Consider the following 14,600-nt stretch of genomic DNA (forward strand, 5'->3'; position numbering starts at 1 on the left):
TGTGACTTTTTGAAGTTTCTTAAATGGAAATTAATACGTAAGCAGCATAAAGCTAAAGATATTAATCGATATGATTTTGATAATAGTGTTCTGTACTTGCCTAGAATTTTTGAACTGAAAAGTTCTCTTTGGTCAGGTTGTATATTTTGTAAGCGAGGCAGGATGGATTCCTGGAAAATTAAAATTTTTTTTGTAATTTTTTTGAAATACATCTTGTAACTATCTAAATGATTATTTTAGGGATGCCTCTGCGACTCTACTCCCAACTGGTACGTTTTGCTATATATTTTATTTTCCATGATGATTATTTTAATAAATTTAAATAATTGCTTGTTGAGCAGTGTTGGAGTGCACTATTTGGTAACTAATGTGCTTGTCTGCTTTTGGGTGCTGCGAATTGCTAAGTTTGGCTTGCATTGTGTGTTTTCTTGGTTCTGCGTGGGTCTCAAGGGGTGTAACCGTGATGTATTAAGGAAGGTATTTGGGGGGAGATGTGGGATTAACCGTTAAATTAGCGCTGGTGTTAGTTGTTCTTGCAGTTTTGATTCTGGTATATGCAACTGTTTCCTATAAAAAATATAAATGGATAGCGGTTGAGTATCCTGTTGATGTTACAAAAAAAGGGAGAAGTGAATTTAACTTCCGATCGCAACTAAGTGGGCCCTACGAGCTGGAGTTGCAGACAGAAAGGGTACTTGATTTTCGCGAGCAAAATTGTCGGTTGGGTATTCAATTTCTTGATAAGGAAAATAGTAAAGATCACCCTGAAGCGCTGGCTATCGATTGGGCAATTTTAGGGGAGGGGGTTGAGGTTGCAGTGGGTAAGAGCGGTGACAAGGCCTCAGGATTTTGGGGGTCAACAATGGGAAAAACACTGCATGTATTCGAAACAATAAAGGGCAGGAATTATACCATTCTTGCTTCTGTGATAGAGCCTGACCCTGCACTTGGTGTTACGGACCCGGTGCTTAAGGTGGTAATTGATCGGATAGAACACAAAAGTGCCGTTATTTACTTCGGCCTGCTTAATTTAACTTCTTTTCTGCTTATTGTTATCGCTGCTGCAATTTGCTTCAGTGGACTTACTACTGGGGTGGAAGGAAAGAATACACCGCACTCGAGACACGCTGTGAATACATCCCTGTAAGCTCCTAATCGGCATCCATGCCTCATAGGGTCCCAAGCGCGGTGTATTCTTCCCTTCTCCCTTTTTAGTATCTTCAAGTGGCTGACTTGAAATTGCTAGCTTGAACCACACATAAGTAGATCCAAATGGCGATTTGTAAATGGGTTTGATTTATCAGGAGGAATCTAAATGGCCCTACTGTTAATAAGCGTCAAACTCTAGTGTTCATGGTACATTTTGTACAGCGTGAAGGTCGTTGTTCATAATCAATCGAAAAAAGGATACGGCGATATGTTAAAGGCGGAATATCAAGAGCGCGGACCAGTGCCGCAGGATGTTATTGAGGCGGTGTCCTTTGATACCCCTGAACTTCAAGAGGGGCAGGTGTTGCTGGAGATGCTGGCAGCTCCAATTAACCCTTCAGATGTTCTGACCCTGACGGGCGATTATGGGATGTTGCCTCCTCTTCCTGCGGTTGGAGGCAATGAAGGTGTTGCTAAGGTCGTCAAACATGGACCTAATGTTACCGCGCCAGCCATTGGCCAGGTCGTTCTCCTGCCGGTAGGAAGCGGCACCTGGGCCACACATATGGTGGCCAATGCCCAGGGGCTGATTCCGCTCCCGAATAACGTAGATCCCCTACAGCTTTCCATGATAACGATTAATCCGCCAACGGCTTACTTGCTGTTGAGCGAATTTGTAGATCTCAAGGAGGGGGATTGGGTTATTCAAAATGCCGCAAACTCCGGTGTGGGGTCTTATCTGACAACCCTGGCCAAGTTGCGGGGCCTGAAAGTGATCAATGTTGTCCGCCGTGAGTCTTTGGTTGAGCCGATGAAGGCCGCAGGCGCTGATGTGGTTCTCGTGGATGGCGAGCACCTGGGTAAACGAGTGGCTGAGGCTACTGGTGGTGCTGAGATCAAGCTAGGCATTGATGCTGTTGGTGGAATGGCAACTGCTCGCATGGGCGAAGCTCTGTCAAATGGCGCAACCTTAGTGAATTATGGCGCACTTAGCGGGGAACCCTGCGTTATCGCACCGGGGATGATCATCTTTAAAGATATCACCGTGCGCGGGTTCTGGTTGGCCAAATGGTTCGGCTCGGCATCCCCAGAGCGGCAACAGGAAGTTTTTGGCACTATCACAAAGCTTGTAGCGGAAGGTAAGTTATCTGCACCAGTTCATGGCACATACCCTCTGTCTGAAATTAAAGAAGCGGTACGAATAGCTGCGGCAGGCGGGCGTGACGGCAAAGTACTGGTTGTTAGTGAAAGCCTGACTAGCTGATTGCTCGCGCATTTATTTTTCTAGCGGAAGTGTCACCCAAATAGGCGACACTTCTGCAGACCGCTCCGTCATTCGTACGGAGCGTTACTTCCCAAATGCTACCCTTGATGTCAGTCCTGACATTTCGTCTAAGTTTGTTTGTTGCGATAGTTTTCAGCAAAAGCATTCGTTCGCAAAAATGAACACAAATACATTCTGCTTGCATAATACTTTGATCTTTAGTTCATCCGCCGGAGGCTGCTGCCAGATAATGGAAGAGGGTTCCAGTGCTTGTCTTGTATTGTCTCAGGAGGTGCCAAAGTACCTGGGGGATGAGTATCGATCATGGCATCAGAAGCTGGTGGATGTTGCGCTAGATTGTGATGGGCTGCTCGAGGTGAATTTGTTAGAGCCCGTTTCTAATATCCAAAATGAGTGGGTGCAAATATTTCAATTTGATACGGTTGCTCACCTTGAAACGTTTCTTGGAAATAACTTACTTAAAGATCTAATTGCTTTTTTAGAGAAGAAATTCTCGGTTGAAGTAGTATCTCAAGTTATCGCTGGTGCAGATCAACTAACAGTGCCCGTAACGATTGTGATATCCAAAAAAGTGAAGCCTGAATTTTTTCGTGAATATATGCAGTGGCAGAAAGAAATTGATAAAGCACTTAAAAAATATCCAGGCTTCTTGGGTGCTGGTCTAACTAAGCCAATAAAGGGGGTTCAAGAGGAGTGGGTTGCAATATTTCGATTTGACTCCAATAAGCATTTAGATAACTGGCTTAATTCTGATGAACATAAGCGATTGGTAAAACGTGGTGAAGGGTTTTTTGAAGATGTAAAAATAAAGCGGATAGGGCATGGCTTTGAGGATTGGTTTTCTCGGGCTCGTGGCCGAGCTCAAGACACCGCGCCCTCGCAGTGGAAAATGGCCATGCTCATTTTATTGATGTTATATCCGATAGTTATGGTTATTACGATGTGGTTGCTACCTTTGGTAGAGAGTTGGCCCTTTGCGACGACTAACTTCTTTATCAACTTATTAATTGTTGCGTCGCTTACTTGGGTGGCGATGCCGCTGATCACTAGAGCTTTTAATGTTTGGTTGTCTGACAAGTCAGGACAGCTAACAAAAATCAACACTATCGGAACCCTTATCATTATTGTTCTCTATGGGGTCTCGATAATGCTTGTTGCTTGGCTGTCGAGTCTGAATTTAAAGTAGTCTTTCACAATGATCAAAAGAGAGCTGTTTATCTGTTTTTAGTTTTTTGCGGACGGGGTATTTTTAGTGGTCTAAGCTTGGCGGTTAACAGAAGGCACTAGGTATCGAGCGAGTCAAAGGATAGATGGAGCACGTATAGTGAGCAACTTAAAGAATCGGTCTGAGAGTAAAGACTGGCCAGAGTTACCCTACGCTGAGTCGGTAAATACGATTGCCACCCTGCATATGTGGATGCAAGTTATTGGCAAGATTCGCCTGGTACAAACCCCTTGGATCAATCACTCCTGGCATGTTCCTTTATATATTACCGCCAGAGGGCTGGAGACATCCCTTATCCCTTATGGAGGGCGGTCGTTTTCTATTGGCTTTGATTTCTATCATCACGTACTGAAGCTATTGACCACTGAGGGGGGAGAATGGGTATTACCCTTGGAGTCCCGCACAGTCTCTGATTTCTACTGGGAAGTGATGGCTGCACTCAAGCAGCTAGGTATACCGGTTGAGATTAACACTATGCCATCCGAAGTGGCGGACGCGATACCCTTTGAGAGGGATCAGGATAACTACGAGTATGATCCGGATTATGCTAGACAGCTTTGGCAGGCGTTGGTGCAAATTCATCGGGTTTTCACTGAGTTTCGCAGTCGTTTTATTGGCAAGTGCAGTCCAATTCATTTTTTTTGGGGAAGTTTTGATTTAGCTCTTACCCGTTTTTCTGGCAGGGAGGCGCCTCCGCACCCTGGAGGCGTTCCACACTTTCCCGATTGGGTGGCCAGGGAAGCCTACTCCCATGAAGTTAGCAGTGCCGGTTTTTGGCCTGGTGGCGGTGGTGTAGATGGTGCTTGCTTCTATTCATATACTTACCCAGAGCCCCAAGGATTTCCCGAAGCAAGGGTCGCGCCCGCCTCAGCTTACTATTCCAAAGATTTGGGTGAGTTCTTGTTACCCTATGATGCGGTGAGAGCTTCACGTTCCCCCGATGAGGCACTGTTTGATTTTTTGCAGAGTACTTATGAAGCCGCAGCCGATAAGGGAATGTGGGATAGGTCTGCCTTAGAGGAAAGTTTCCCCCCACAAGCCCGGTAGAATTTGTGGGGGCTTTGCTTATTCTCTGCTTTTAAGCTGCTCGATAAATGTATCAGATGCTTGTTCTATAAGCTGGAGAATATGTTGAAACCCTTCAATACCACCATAGTAAGGATCGGGTACTTCAGCTAAATCACAATCTTGCAACACTGATAAAAATAACCCTAGTTGGGCGTCTGATGAATCAGGCTGCAAGGATTGCAGTGCTTCCAGGTTATCTTTGTCCATCGCAAAGATATGATCATATTTTGTAAAGTCGGTAGTGGCTACCTGGCGAGCATAGCTATTTTCAAACGAATAGCCATTTTCTTCACCAATAGCCAAAGTTCGCGGATCTGGTCGCTTACCCGCGTGGTAGCTGATGATACCCGCGGAGTCGACGGAAACAGGAATACCCGCCTGCTGTGCCTTGGTGCGGAAAACGGCTTCGGCTAAGGGGGAACGACAAATATTGCCGAGGCAGACAAATAATATCGAGAGATCTGAATTGGCTGTCAAAATAGCTCCAAGATATTTCGGGTACATTAAAGAGGCGCATTTTAATCAAAATATCGAATGTTTACACTTTGGTTATCAGGGGCAATAGAAAGTACAGTTTTAGTCTCAAGATAAAAGGGCTGATTTTCATTTGAAAAATAGTTGGGGTTAAGCTGCTTTTGTGTGAAAGAGACTGTATTTTCTGTTACCCAGTCAGCTTGCTCTGGCCCCCAGTTTTCAGGCTTTAGCTCATATAGTAAGTTCAAAGTATTTTCAGATAAGCGGTAAACTTGTAAGGCATTTTCATTAAAGCCGGCGTCCAGGTCTTGTTCGGCAACAAAAAGGTAGCCGCCTTGTGGAGACAGCAAAGGGTAGCCGGCAAGAGAATATTCATGGCCGTTTCTCAGGTCGAGCAAAATATAGGAATGTGCTTCCCAGAGCTGTTGATGAATCAGTAGCAGGTTATCAGTTATTTGCTCAATTGCAGAGTAGGCTATATGTTCTACGGGATTATTAGCGGGAAGGACATCTGTGTACGTCAGTGATTTTCCGCTATTCAGGGCTATAGTCAGGTGCCTTGGTTGCGTTCGCTGGATATGGTTGACCTGATTACTCAATCCACTTTCGATTGACCGTGCACAGTTTAGAGAATTGTGAATATCAATGCACTCAAATTTATCTTCAAACACACTGAAATGCAGGCCCAGGCAATAATTGGGAACTACTGCTAAAGCTGACAAGGTAACGAATATCAGCGGATTTCTCAGCCCCAGCTTAAACGAGAACTTCATCCTCATAAGTGCCCTGTAGATACTCTAGCCAGTGATTTTATGCCGCGCACTGAATAGTGCTACACACCCGCGAACTTCTATTTTGTACTCCTTAAATCGACTGGCAAGGAATTTATTGAGGTCCTCTTCACAATCCTGGGTATTAGAAAATATCCCTTTCTTATTGTAGATAGCCATTAATTTCTTGGCAGCTCCACTTTTCGGTACGCCTTCAGACAGGATGGTGGAACCAAAGACGGTGCCTGAATCCGATAGCAGGGTTGCGACATTATCCAGCGCAACCAGTTTTTCTGACAGCTTGCCGGGAAGGCAGTGAAATAGGTAATTTAAGGAAATTGAATCAAAAACTTCAGTCTCTAAAGTAATTTTATCCAGGACATTGCAGCGGAACTGTGCTGGATTATACCGGGCCACTCTTTGCGCTGAGATATCCAGGCTGTTTTGATTCAGGTCCATCAGGGCGAGGCGGACTTTGTCGGAGGGGAAATGGCACCTGTCCATAAAGTAGCCCGTTCCGACACCTACATCCAAGTGGTTGGAGGATATATTTCGGTTGAAGTGCTCTAGTATTCCAGGAGTTGGGCACTTCCAAATAAAACGGTTTGATATGCCCAGAACCCACATGTCATAAAGCCAAAGTACGGGTTTGGAATAGACAGCTTGGCCTTGTTCGACCTCTTTAGTGATTGTCACTTCAATCTCCAATGTATGACTGTTGTGCGGCTTTACCAATAAAGGAGAGGGGATGTATCTACAGTGTATTTCGAGAGTATTGTTTTCACTCTCTTCAGCCCCAGTAGCAAGCCGCTTATTATTGTTCTATGGTACCACCTAATGCGGTGCTAAACAGCTGAGTGTTTCACAGAGGATCTCTAATCGCTGCAGAGTTCTTTAGTGGCACATTCTCACTCATCAAACAGGCTAAAGTCATACTCCTGCAAGCGCTCTTGTGCAAAGTTCAAAAACACGTCAATTTTCTTTGAATCTTTTCGCTTTACTTTATAGATAGCGCCTACGGTTTTATCTATTCGCTCCAGCTCAGGGAGTACCTCTACCAGTCGCCCCTTTTTGATATCCCGTTGGCAAAAATAGGAGGGAAGCTTGGCAATGCCATTCCCGTTTAATGCGGCTGCTCGGGTATGGAAAGTTTTATTGGAGATTAAATTTCCATTGAATTGATAGAACTTCCCATCAATGGACCAGCCATCTTCCAGGCCGTCAAGGCGGGTCAGCATGATGTTGTGTTGGCTGAGCTCGGCAATGGATTTGGGGCTGCCGTGTTCTTCCAGATAGGTCGGCGCGGCAATAAAAATAGGGCGGATACTAAATAGGGGCTGGGCGTAAAACTGGCAATCGGGCAGGGTTTCCCAGACGCGAAAAGCAATGTCGATATCGTCCTCGATTAAATCCAGGTGGTAGGGGCTGAAGATAAGCTCCAAGCTGAAATCGGGGAATGCTTTCTGGAAGTCATTGCAGATATGACTGAATACTTTTAGGCCGAGGGTTTCCGGAAAAGTGATTTTTAATTTTCCTCGGGTGAGCGTTGCCGCCTCTGCAATCTGGTCTTCCAGTTCGGTGAATGAGCTGATTATTTTTTGCCCTTTCTGGTAAGCAATCCTTCCGGCGTCTGTAACAGCGATTGCCCGGGTGGTGCGATTGAGTAATACCTGGCCAAGGGCCTGCTCAAGTTGGGCGAGAGTCTTGCTTACGGTGGGCGTAGACAGGCCCAAGTGCTTGGCAGCTTTGCTTAAGGAACCGTGATCAACAACACTGCAAAAAACGTTGATCAAGTGGTATTTGTCGTACTCTCTGCGCACAGACTGTTTCCTTAAAGCTAAAAGAGCTTTTCAATATATCCCCTTTGTTGAATTAAAGTAAATAGTAAACTGCTTCCCCATACTAATCGACCAGGGAGATAAGGCTATGAATCCGTTAACTTGTCATTGTGGAGCGATTCATTTCAACAAGCTTGTAGATGCCCTGTTTGTACCAGCGGGCCAAAGGGGGCACGGTGATACTGAAGTCGCTATCCATATCAGCGATCCTGAAAACTCACTGCGCAAATATCACTTTAAAGAGGGGGCTTTACGGGAGAAGGCATTCTGCAAGCACTGCGGTGCGGAAATCTATGCGATCAATCGTAGCGGCGAGCTAGTGCACAACCCGTTAGCAGAGGCAGCCTCTCGGCCGAACTATGCCGGTGTCCTTAATTACGGCTTTTAGCTGGCGGCACCTACTGATTGTGCAGTTTTGTCAGTAGATGCCTGCCGGCCTACGATCCAGAGGCTCTTTAGGCCTGGGTGGTTAAGTACTTCAGGATATCGACAACCTGTGCGGGTGTCTGTGCCCAGGCCTGGGCGGCACCGTCCACTTCCTTGAGTGCGTGCACCAAGGATTCATCGTGAAGTGTGATATAGGACTTGCCTAAGGCTGCACAAAAGCCGGCATCAAATGCGGCGTTCCATTGTTTGTATTTCTCGCCAAATCGAATCACCGCCAAATCACAGTTTTCAATCAGGTGCTTGATTCGGATTGCGTTAACTTTGGCAGATTTGTGGTCCCGCCAGAAAGCGTTCTGCTCCTCACCCAGGCCATCACCAGCGGCATCGCTGGCGTCGTGGTTGGTGACTGCGGAAGAGAAGGAGATATCCAGCCCTTCTTTTTGGCAACCTTCGATAATTTGCGCACGCCAATCGGAGTGGATTTCGCCGGAGAGGTAAACTTTAAGCTTCATTGAGTGGCCCTGTAGAACTGGAGACTAATATGTGATTTAGAGTCACATACTAGCACTTGGAAGCTTTGAAATCCGGTAGTTGTTCTAGTTGGGAGGGACCTGAGAGAGATCAAATGGACACAGGCCCTGTGCGGGCAGGGCCTGTAAGGCATTTTATTAGAGGACTTGCTGCTCAAACTGGACGTCTTTGGGGAATTTCTCTGCGGGCAGGCGGGTTGAGTGCAATTGGGCTACTAACCACTTGCCATCGATTTTCTTAACAATGGCGCTTTCCAACCACACCGCTTCTTTATTGCCATCCTCGGATTTAAAAATGGACTTGGTCCAGTAGTTGATGGTCAGCAGGTTCTCACGCTCTTCAAAATTGATAATGCTGAAGTAGTTGATTCTTTCCAGCTTTGAGGGTTTGGGTTTCATTACGGCGATAAGGTCTTCAATATCCCAGACTTCACCGTGCTCAAGGAGTATAAAATCGTCGCTGACGCCGTCTCGCATAGCCTGGTGGTCCAGGTTTGAAAGCGCAGCAAACAGCCCGTCTATCGTTTTAAAACCCTCGGGTTTCTCTGCCGCTTGTGCGTTGATTGCGATCAAGGTAAGTAGTATTGCAAAAAATGATCTGATCACAGGAGTACCTCTGTGGTTATTTTAGGGGTGTGAAAAAAGGGGGTATTTTAGCCGAGTCGGGCCCTAGTTGAATTACTTCGGTAGCAACTTCGAAAGCAACTTGGATTGCGCCACAGTGACTGAAAGTCGCTTCTTGGGGATTGGGCCTATTCTAGCAGGGATTACTCAGCTGAGGCTGTGAGCCGATAGGCCTTTCAATAACTGTTGGGCTTTTTTCCCGATATATCTCCCTTGCTCCGGGGACCTTTGGGTTTGGTTACTCCATTGTACCCCGTGCCAGAGAATACAAAGGTAACCGTAGATCAGCTGCCATAACTCCAAACGCTGATTGTCCTCAGGTGACACAGTGCGATTAAGATAGCACTCCAGCAAACTATTTTGCTCTCGCTGATTCAAGTTGTGTTCCTCTACCAAAACAGCGAGGTCATAGAATTTATCCCCCATTGCTGCGTACTCCCAGTCGATAGCGTATAGCTTGTCAGAGGGAGCCCAGATCAGGTTGCCAACCGTTAGATCGTTGTGACACAGGCAAAATTCGTCGCCCATCCGATAAGCAGCGTCAATTAATTGCGGAAGTTTCTCTTGCAGTGTGTCGAGCAAGTGGAAATAACTGGCTCGCTTGTCGATAAACTGCCGGTAACTAGAGATTTTCTCACCTATGTTTAATTGGGCATCAATTGCAGGGGAGCCGTGTATACGGCGCAGCAGATCGGCAAGTTTTTCCAAACTGTGGGCGACATTTTTATCCCAGGGAGTGCCTTTAATATAGCGGGTCACCAAATATCGGTAATGCGGGTCACAGTAAACCAAAGGGGCACAACTGTCGGAATATGTGGCAGCTTGCAGGGCCTGCTGTTCAGCAGCCCTGTCGAGATTGAGCTGATCGCTGATGCTGGAGTTTATCCGCAGCACCATCAGCTGATCGGCGGACTCAACCAGAAAGGCGTTATTGGTCAGCCCCCCAGCCAGGGCCCTGACCACCGTGGGCCGGGCCTTGCTCCAATGATGCCAATCGTTGGGGATGATGTTGCTCAAGTCCTGGCTCATATCAGTTGGTCACTATGCCGCTGCCATTGTTTGAGGAGCGCTAGCGGGTTGCTGTTTCTCTTTTCGGTAAATGGCCAACCACTGGAAATAGCCAATTACAACCAGCACCAGGTACAGCATAAACAATACGGCAGTAAGATAGAGTTCTCTGTCCAGGTAGAGGTAGATTGAAGCTCCGTCTACGACAATCCAGTAAAGCCAGTTCTCCAGTACCTTCCGGGTAACCATATAGGTGGTGACGATTGCCCCCAGAGTCGTGAATGAATCCAGGTAGGGGAGGGCGGCACTGGTGTTGCGATCCAGTAGGTAGCCGATCAGTAACGTCAGTATCAGGGTAGCGCCAATAACTATTGAGTGGGTTTTTCCGCTCCAGCGATGGATCTTTAAATCGTCCTGCTGGTTGCGGTGATTTCGCCATTGCCACCAGCCATAAACTGCCATCAGCAGATAGAAAACCTGTAGTGCAGACTCCATTAACAGGCTGACATCCCAAAACAGAAAAAGATAGATCGCCGTACTGACAAAGGCGGCATACCAGCAGCTGATTTTCTCTCTCATGGCCAGAAGTAAATAAGCCAGAGCCAGTATTACAGCGGCTACCTCCCAGAGGGACATGGCAGCAATCGAAGCGCTGATTGCGGTGCTGATATCCTGGTCAAACATGCGCTTCTCCCGGGGCCAGGTCGCCGTCAATAAACTTGCATACAAAAATGGCGCGGCCAAACTGCTCGTAGGATTTGCGCATTTCCAACTTGAGCACATCCATCAATAGATCGTAATTCCCAAACACCTGAGTACTCATTGTATTGGTGATTACCTTGAGTTCTGGATGGCTGTTTAACTGTGCGATAAACGCTTGAATAGCGGGGATGTACTCGTCCTTTAACGGATACATACTGATTTCGACAGAGAGCTGCATAATTTCCCTCTTGATAGAGAGTTTTGGAGCAGCGAAACGCTGCCCCAAAGTCACTGAGTGATTAGAAGGTGTAGGTGCCTGTTACCCCGGCAATCCGGGGCTCACCATACTGATAGTAGGGCTCGGGTGCGTAGCCGTTGGCCGGGTTGTTGCCATATTGGTTACTGAAGTAAAACCCGCGCACATAGTAATCTTCATCAGTCAGGTTTCTTCCCCATAGGGCAACATCCCAGTTATCTCCCTGGTAGGTCAGGCGAGCATTGACCAGTTCGTAGGCTGTGGATTTTTCGTCGTGGCTGTTTGAGAAGTAGAATTCGTCTTTACCCTCAAGCTCCAATCGCAAGATCAGGTTGGGAAGCAGATCGATTTCTGTACCGGTGAAGAACTGGTAGTTGGGGGCGTGAGCGATATCGCGGCCATCCAGATCAACCGCAGCCAACACTGTTCCTGCGTAGTCATCGCGGGCATCGACATGGGAACTGCTTTCGTAGTCTTTAAATTCTGCATTCAGCCAGCCAGCAGAGGCGAAAAAGCGTAGGGCGTCGGTAGCCTGATAGTTCAGTTCCACCTCAAGACCAGTAGTGCTTCCGCCGGCAGCATTGGCAAGGTAGTCACTAAATGAGTAGTCGGCAGGGTTAAAGATAGAAACCTTGGCCTGAACGTCATCTCGATCCTGGTAGAAAGCCGCAACCTGGGCTTGCAAACGATTCTCCAGCCAGCTGCCCTTAATACCTAATTCATAGTTGAGCATATGTTCGGTATCGAACTCGAACATGTCACTGTTGATCTCAGGGTTGCTTGTTGATTCTGAGATGATTCTGCCGTTTACACCGCCGGCTTTATAGCCTCGGGAAACCGTAGCGTAGAGCAGGGTGTTGTCGGTGTAATGGTATTGCAGGGAGATATTGCCGCCCCACAGGTTTTCTCCATTATCTGCATCGATGTTATAGGAATCTGAGTAATCGGCCTCGCGTCTTTCCAGTCTCAGGCCGGTGATCAACTCGATCGTCGGGGTGATTTCCGTAGAGAGCTGGCCATAGATGGCAGAGTTTTCAGTATCAAAAGTGCTGCGGAAGCTCTGGTTGCGATTCAGGTCCTCGCGCTCCGTGCGGCCATAAAGGCCCACAACCCAGTGGCTGCGATCCCAGAATAACTTGGACTCTTCGGTAGAGAGTGCGCGAAGGTCAATGCTGATATTGTCTTTATCGCGCTGGTAATTATCCGTGGAGCTGTATTCCCAGGAATGAAAGCCGACATAGCTCCAATCCTCATCGTAGCCATATTCTGTATCTGAATCGGCGAGGCTGAGAGTGCCTTCTAGGGTAAAGTTCTCGTTGCCAGACCATTGAGCAGTCAATGCGCCGGCAAAGGTTTCCTGGCGATCCCAGCCGGGCTGGTCAGATTGCGTTTCGCGAGTGTTATAGAGAGAGAAAGCATCGTAGCCGTTATCAACGTCGATATAGAAGAGGGTAACGCCCAGCTTTAAATCGTCGGACGGGGAGTAGGCCAGCTTACCGCGCAGTACAGACTCATCAATATTGCTGGTGTCATCGCGGTTGAGATACACATTCTCGGTATAGCCGTCGGATTTGCGTTTGCTGGCAGCCAATCGATAGCCAAGAGCATCGCTCAAAGAACCACTGGTAGCCGCGGACAGACTCTGTCCATTGTACTCACTTAGCTCGGCGGACACCTTGGTGGTCGACTCACTGGTGGGCGCTGCACTGGTCATGTTGATCAGGCCGGCCAGGGCATTAGCGCCATACACCGTGCCCTGTGGGCCCCGAAGGATTTCCACTTGATCGATATCTAGGGTGCTGGCTGCGAGCCCCAGGCCAGTAAAGTCGATACCGTCGATGATCAGGCCAACTGAGGGGTTTACTGGATCGATAAACTGGCTGCGCTCACCAATGCCGCGAATCTGTACAAATCGTCCCCTGGAGGCGCCAGAGGAAAAGTTCACATTGGGCGCCATGTTCAAAAGCTGGTCCAGGTTGGCCGCGCCCCGCGCATCGATCGCGCTTTCATCCAGTACGGTAACACTGGAAGGAAGCTCCAAAAGGTTGGTTTCCCGTAGCTGTGCCGTAACCACCACTTCCTCAAGCCCGGTCTCTGCGGTATTAGCGGTGGCGATACCGGCGAACAGGCTGCTGGCAAGGCTGACAGACCAGGCAATAGGGTGGGTGGGAAACTGTTTTTTCATGGTTCTCTCTCGAATAACGGCAGTGAAAGAGACCCGGAGTGCGACGTGGGGAGGTTTTGCTTTGTCTACCTATTCCTACGCCGGTATTAACCGGATCAGGTTCAAGGGTTTGTCGCGACAGACCAATTTGATCCCCGGACATCTCAGGCAAGGCCACCCCTTAGGTTTTGCGGGCGCGATGATAGCAGAAACTGGGGTATAAAGTGGTAAAAGCAAGGAAGGGAAAGCGCTTATGGATCAGGTATCTTATTTTAGTGGCAAGACGGCACTGATTACCGGTGGTGCTTCTGGAATCGGTGCGGCCTTGGCCTGTCGATTGGCAGCACTTGGGGCTCAAGTCATTATCGCGGATATCCAGCAGGACCTCGCTACGCAGGTTGTCAGCCAAATACAGGAGTCCGGTGGGAGAGCATCGTTTGTTCACTTGGATGTTCGTAACTTTGATCAATTTTTTCAGGTCATTAGTGAAATATCTCCGTTAGATTTCCTTTTTAACAATGCTGGTATAGGGGTGGGTGGATATTTTTCCGATCATAATCTTGAAGATTGGAAAGCGGCGATTGATATCAATTTGTTTGGCGTTTTTCATGGGCTCCAATGTGGTTTTCAGGCCATGAAGCGCCAGGGCTTTGGCCATATTATCAATACTGCTTCGATGGCGGCTTTAGTTCCGTCGCCAGCAATGGCCGCCTACTCAGCCTCCAAGAGTGCTGTGGTGGCAATATCAAAAGCTATTCGCCCTGAGGCTGAGTCCTGTGGTGTTCGAGTGAGTGTTTTGTGTCCCGGGGCAGTATCAACGCCGATTTTGCAGGGAGGTGGCGTCAATGGGCGGATGCCAACCCCCATTCCTCCTCAACAGCAGGCAGAAATATTCGAGCCTCTGGGTCCAATATCTGCTAGTGCTTTTGCAGAAAAGGCTTTGTCTCAAATTGCAAAGAACAAAGAAATTATTGTTGTGCCAGCAAAACTTAAGTTGCTGTGGTGGCTGGAAAGATTGTTTCCCTCTTTGCTGTGTCGCCTTTCCTTTAAGCAGATGGAAAAAATACTTCAGCCTTTGGGACTAAAATAATTGTATCTTTGGGAAGGTGGAGTAAATTGG

The 14,600-nt window shown here is 47.6% G+C and carries 16 protein-coding genes and 1 riboswitch; of the genes, 6 read left to right on the plus strand and 10 right to left on the minus strand.

Going from position 1 to position 14,600, the window contains the following annotated elements; all coding sequences use genetic code 11:
* Positions 1 to 493 precede the first annotated feature (493 nt).
* The 4 genes from ACJJIL_RS07810 (at position 494) to ACJJIL_RS07825 (ending at position 4,706) form a co-directional block, all read left to right on the plus strand.
* Positions 494 to 1,147, plus strand: coding sequence for a hypothetical protein (locus ACJJIL_RS07810; protein ID WP_445361603.1), 654 nt, complete (start codon positions 494 to 496; stop codon positions 1,145 to 1,147).
* Between the two features lie 270 nt (positions 1,148 to 1,417).
* Positions 1,418 to 2,413, plus strand: a complete 996-nt coding sequence (locus tag ACJJIL_RS07815; RefSeq protein ID WP_445361604.1) for a zinc-dependent alcohol dehydrogenase family protein — start codon at positions 1,418 to 1,420, stop codon at positions 2,411 to 2,413.
* Positions 2,414 to 2,663: 250 nt separating this feature from the next.
* Positions 2,664 to 3,620 carry an antibiotic biosynthesis monooxygenase gene (locus tag ACJJIL_RS07820; protein WP_445361605.1) on the plus strand — a complete coding sequence of 319 codons (957 nt, stop codon included), beginning with the start codon at positions 2,664 to 2,666 and terminating at the stop codon, positions 3,618 to 3,620.
* Positions 3,621 to 3,758: 138 nt separating this feature from the next.
* On the plus strand, positions 3,759 to 4,706 hold the full coding sequence (locus tag ACJJIL_RS07825) for a DUF5996 family protein (protein ID WP_444907964.1): 948 nt from the start codon (positions 3,759 to 3,761) through the stop codon (positions 4,704 to 4,706).
* 18 nt (positions 4,707 to 4,724) lie between these two features.
* On the opposite strand, the gene ACJJIL_RS07830 is transcribed toward ACJJIL_RS07825, so the two are convergent.
* From ACJJIL_RS07830 to ACJJIL_RS07845, 4 genes are all read right to left on the minus strand, one after another.
* Positions 4,725 to 5,204 carry a low molecular weight protein-tyrosine-phosphatase gene (locus ACJJIL_RS07830; RefSeq protein WP_445361606.1) on the minus strand — a complete coding sequence of 160 codons (480 nt, stop codon included), beginning with the start codon at positions 5,202 to 5,204 and terminating at the stop codon, positions 4,725 to 4,727.
* A 41-nt stretch (positions 5,205 to 5,245) separates the two neighbouring features.
* On the minus strand, positions 5,246 to 5,872 hold the full coding sequence (locus ACJJIL_RS07835) for a hypothetical protein (RefSeq protein WP_445361607.1): 627 nt from the start codon (positions 5,870 to 5,872) through the stop codon (positions 5,246 to 5,248).
* Positions 5,873 to 5,998: 126 nt separating this feature from the next.
* Positions 5,999 to 6,667, minus strand: a complete 669-nt coding sequence (locus ACJJIL_RS07840; protein ID WP_445361608.1) for a class I SAM-dependent methyltransferase — start codon at positions 6,665 to 6,667, stop codon at positions 5,999 to 6,001.
* Positions 6,668 to 6,879: 212 nt separating this feature from the next.
* Positions 6,880 to 7,791: a LysR family transcriptional regulator gene (locus ACJJIL_RS07845; protein WP_413662394.1), complete on the minus strand. Its 912-nt coding sequence runs from the start codon at positions 7,789 to 7,791 to the stop codon at positions 6,880 to 6,882.
* Positions 7,792 to 7,897: 106 nt separating this feature from the next.
* On the opposite strand from ACJJIL_RS07845, the gene ACJJIL_RS07850 reads away from it, so the two are divergent.
* Positions 7,898 to 8,197 (plus strand): GFA family protein, encoded by a 300-nt coding sequence (locus ACJJIL_RS07850; protein WP_445361609.1) that lies wholly within the window; start codon positions 7,898 to 7,900, stop codon positions 8,195 to 8,197.
* Between the two features lie 67 nt (positions 8,198 to 8,264).
* Here the strand turns inward: ACJJIL_RS07850 and ACJJIL_RS07855 are convergent, their stop codons facing one another.
* The 6 genes from ACJJIL_RS07855 to ACJJIL_RS07880 form a co-directional block, all read right to left on the minus strand.
* Positions 8,265 to 8,708, minus strand: coding sequence for a YtoQ family protein (locus tag ACJJIL_RS07855; protein WP_444893547.1), 444 nt, complete (start codon positions 8,706 to 8,708; stop codon positions 8,265 to 8,267).
* 156 nt (positions 8,709 to 8,864) lie between these two features.
* Positions 8,865 to 9,332 (minus strand): nuclear transport factor 2 family protein, encoded by a 468-nt coding sequence (locus ACJJIL_RS07860; protein WP_445361610.1) that lies wholly within the window; start codon positions 9,330 to 9,332, stop codon positions 8,865 to 8,867.
* A 165-nt stretch (positions 9,333 to 9,497) separates the two neighbouring features.
* Complete coding sequence (locus ACJJIL_RS07865; RefSeq protein ID WP_445361611.1) at positions 9,498 to 10,379, minus strand: phosphotransferase; 882 nt, start codon at positions 10,377 to 10,379, stop codon at positions 9,498 to 9,500.
* A gap of 12 nt (positions 10,380 to 10,391) precedes the next feature.
* Complete coding sequence (gene pnuC / locus ACJJIL_RS07870) at positions 10,392 to 11,042, minus strand: nicotinamide riboside transporter PnuC (protein WP_445361612.1); 651 nt, start codon at positions 11,040 to 11,042, stop codon at positions 10,392 to 10,394.
* Positions 11,035 to 11,298: a hypothetical protein gene (locus ACJJIL_RS07875; protein ID WP_444893550.1), complete on the minus strand. Its 264-nt coding sequence runs from the start codon at positions 11,296 to 11,298 to the stop codon at positions 11,035 to 11,037. Before ACJJIL_RS07875 ends, pnuC begins: the two co-directional genes overlap by 8 nt.
* 61 nt (positions 11,299 to 11,359) lie before the next feature.
* Entirely contained in the window at positions 11,360 to 13,501 is a 2,142-nt protein-coding gene (locus ACJJIL_RS07880) for a TonB-dependent receptor (protein WP_445361613.1), read from the minus strand.
* A 55-nt stretch (positions 13,502 to 13,556) separates the two neighbouring features.
* Positions 13,557 to 13,672: riboswitch (TPP riboswitch) on the minus strand.
* Positions 13,673 to 13,733: 61 nt separating this feature from the next.
* Here ACJJIL_RS07880 and ACJJIL_RS07885 point away from each other — a divergent pair.
* The gene (locus ACJJIL_RS07885) at positions 13,734 to 14,570 is read left to right on the plus strand and encodes an SDR family NAD(P)-dependent oxidoreductase (RefSeq protein WP_445361614.1); all 837 of its coding nucleotides are present in this window, start codon (positions 13,734 to 13,736) and stop codon (positions 14,568 to 14,570) included.
* Positions 14,571 to 14,600: the final 30 nt, after the last annotated feature.

The organism is Microbulbifer maximicatervae (SeqCode) (genome assembly GCF_052468095.1).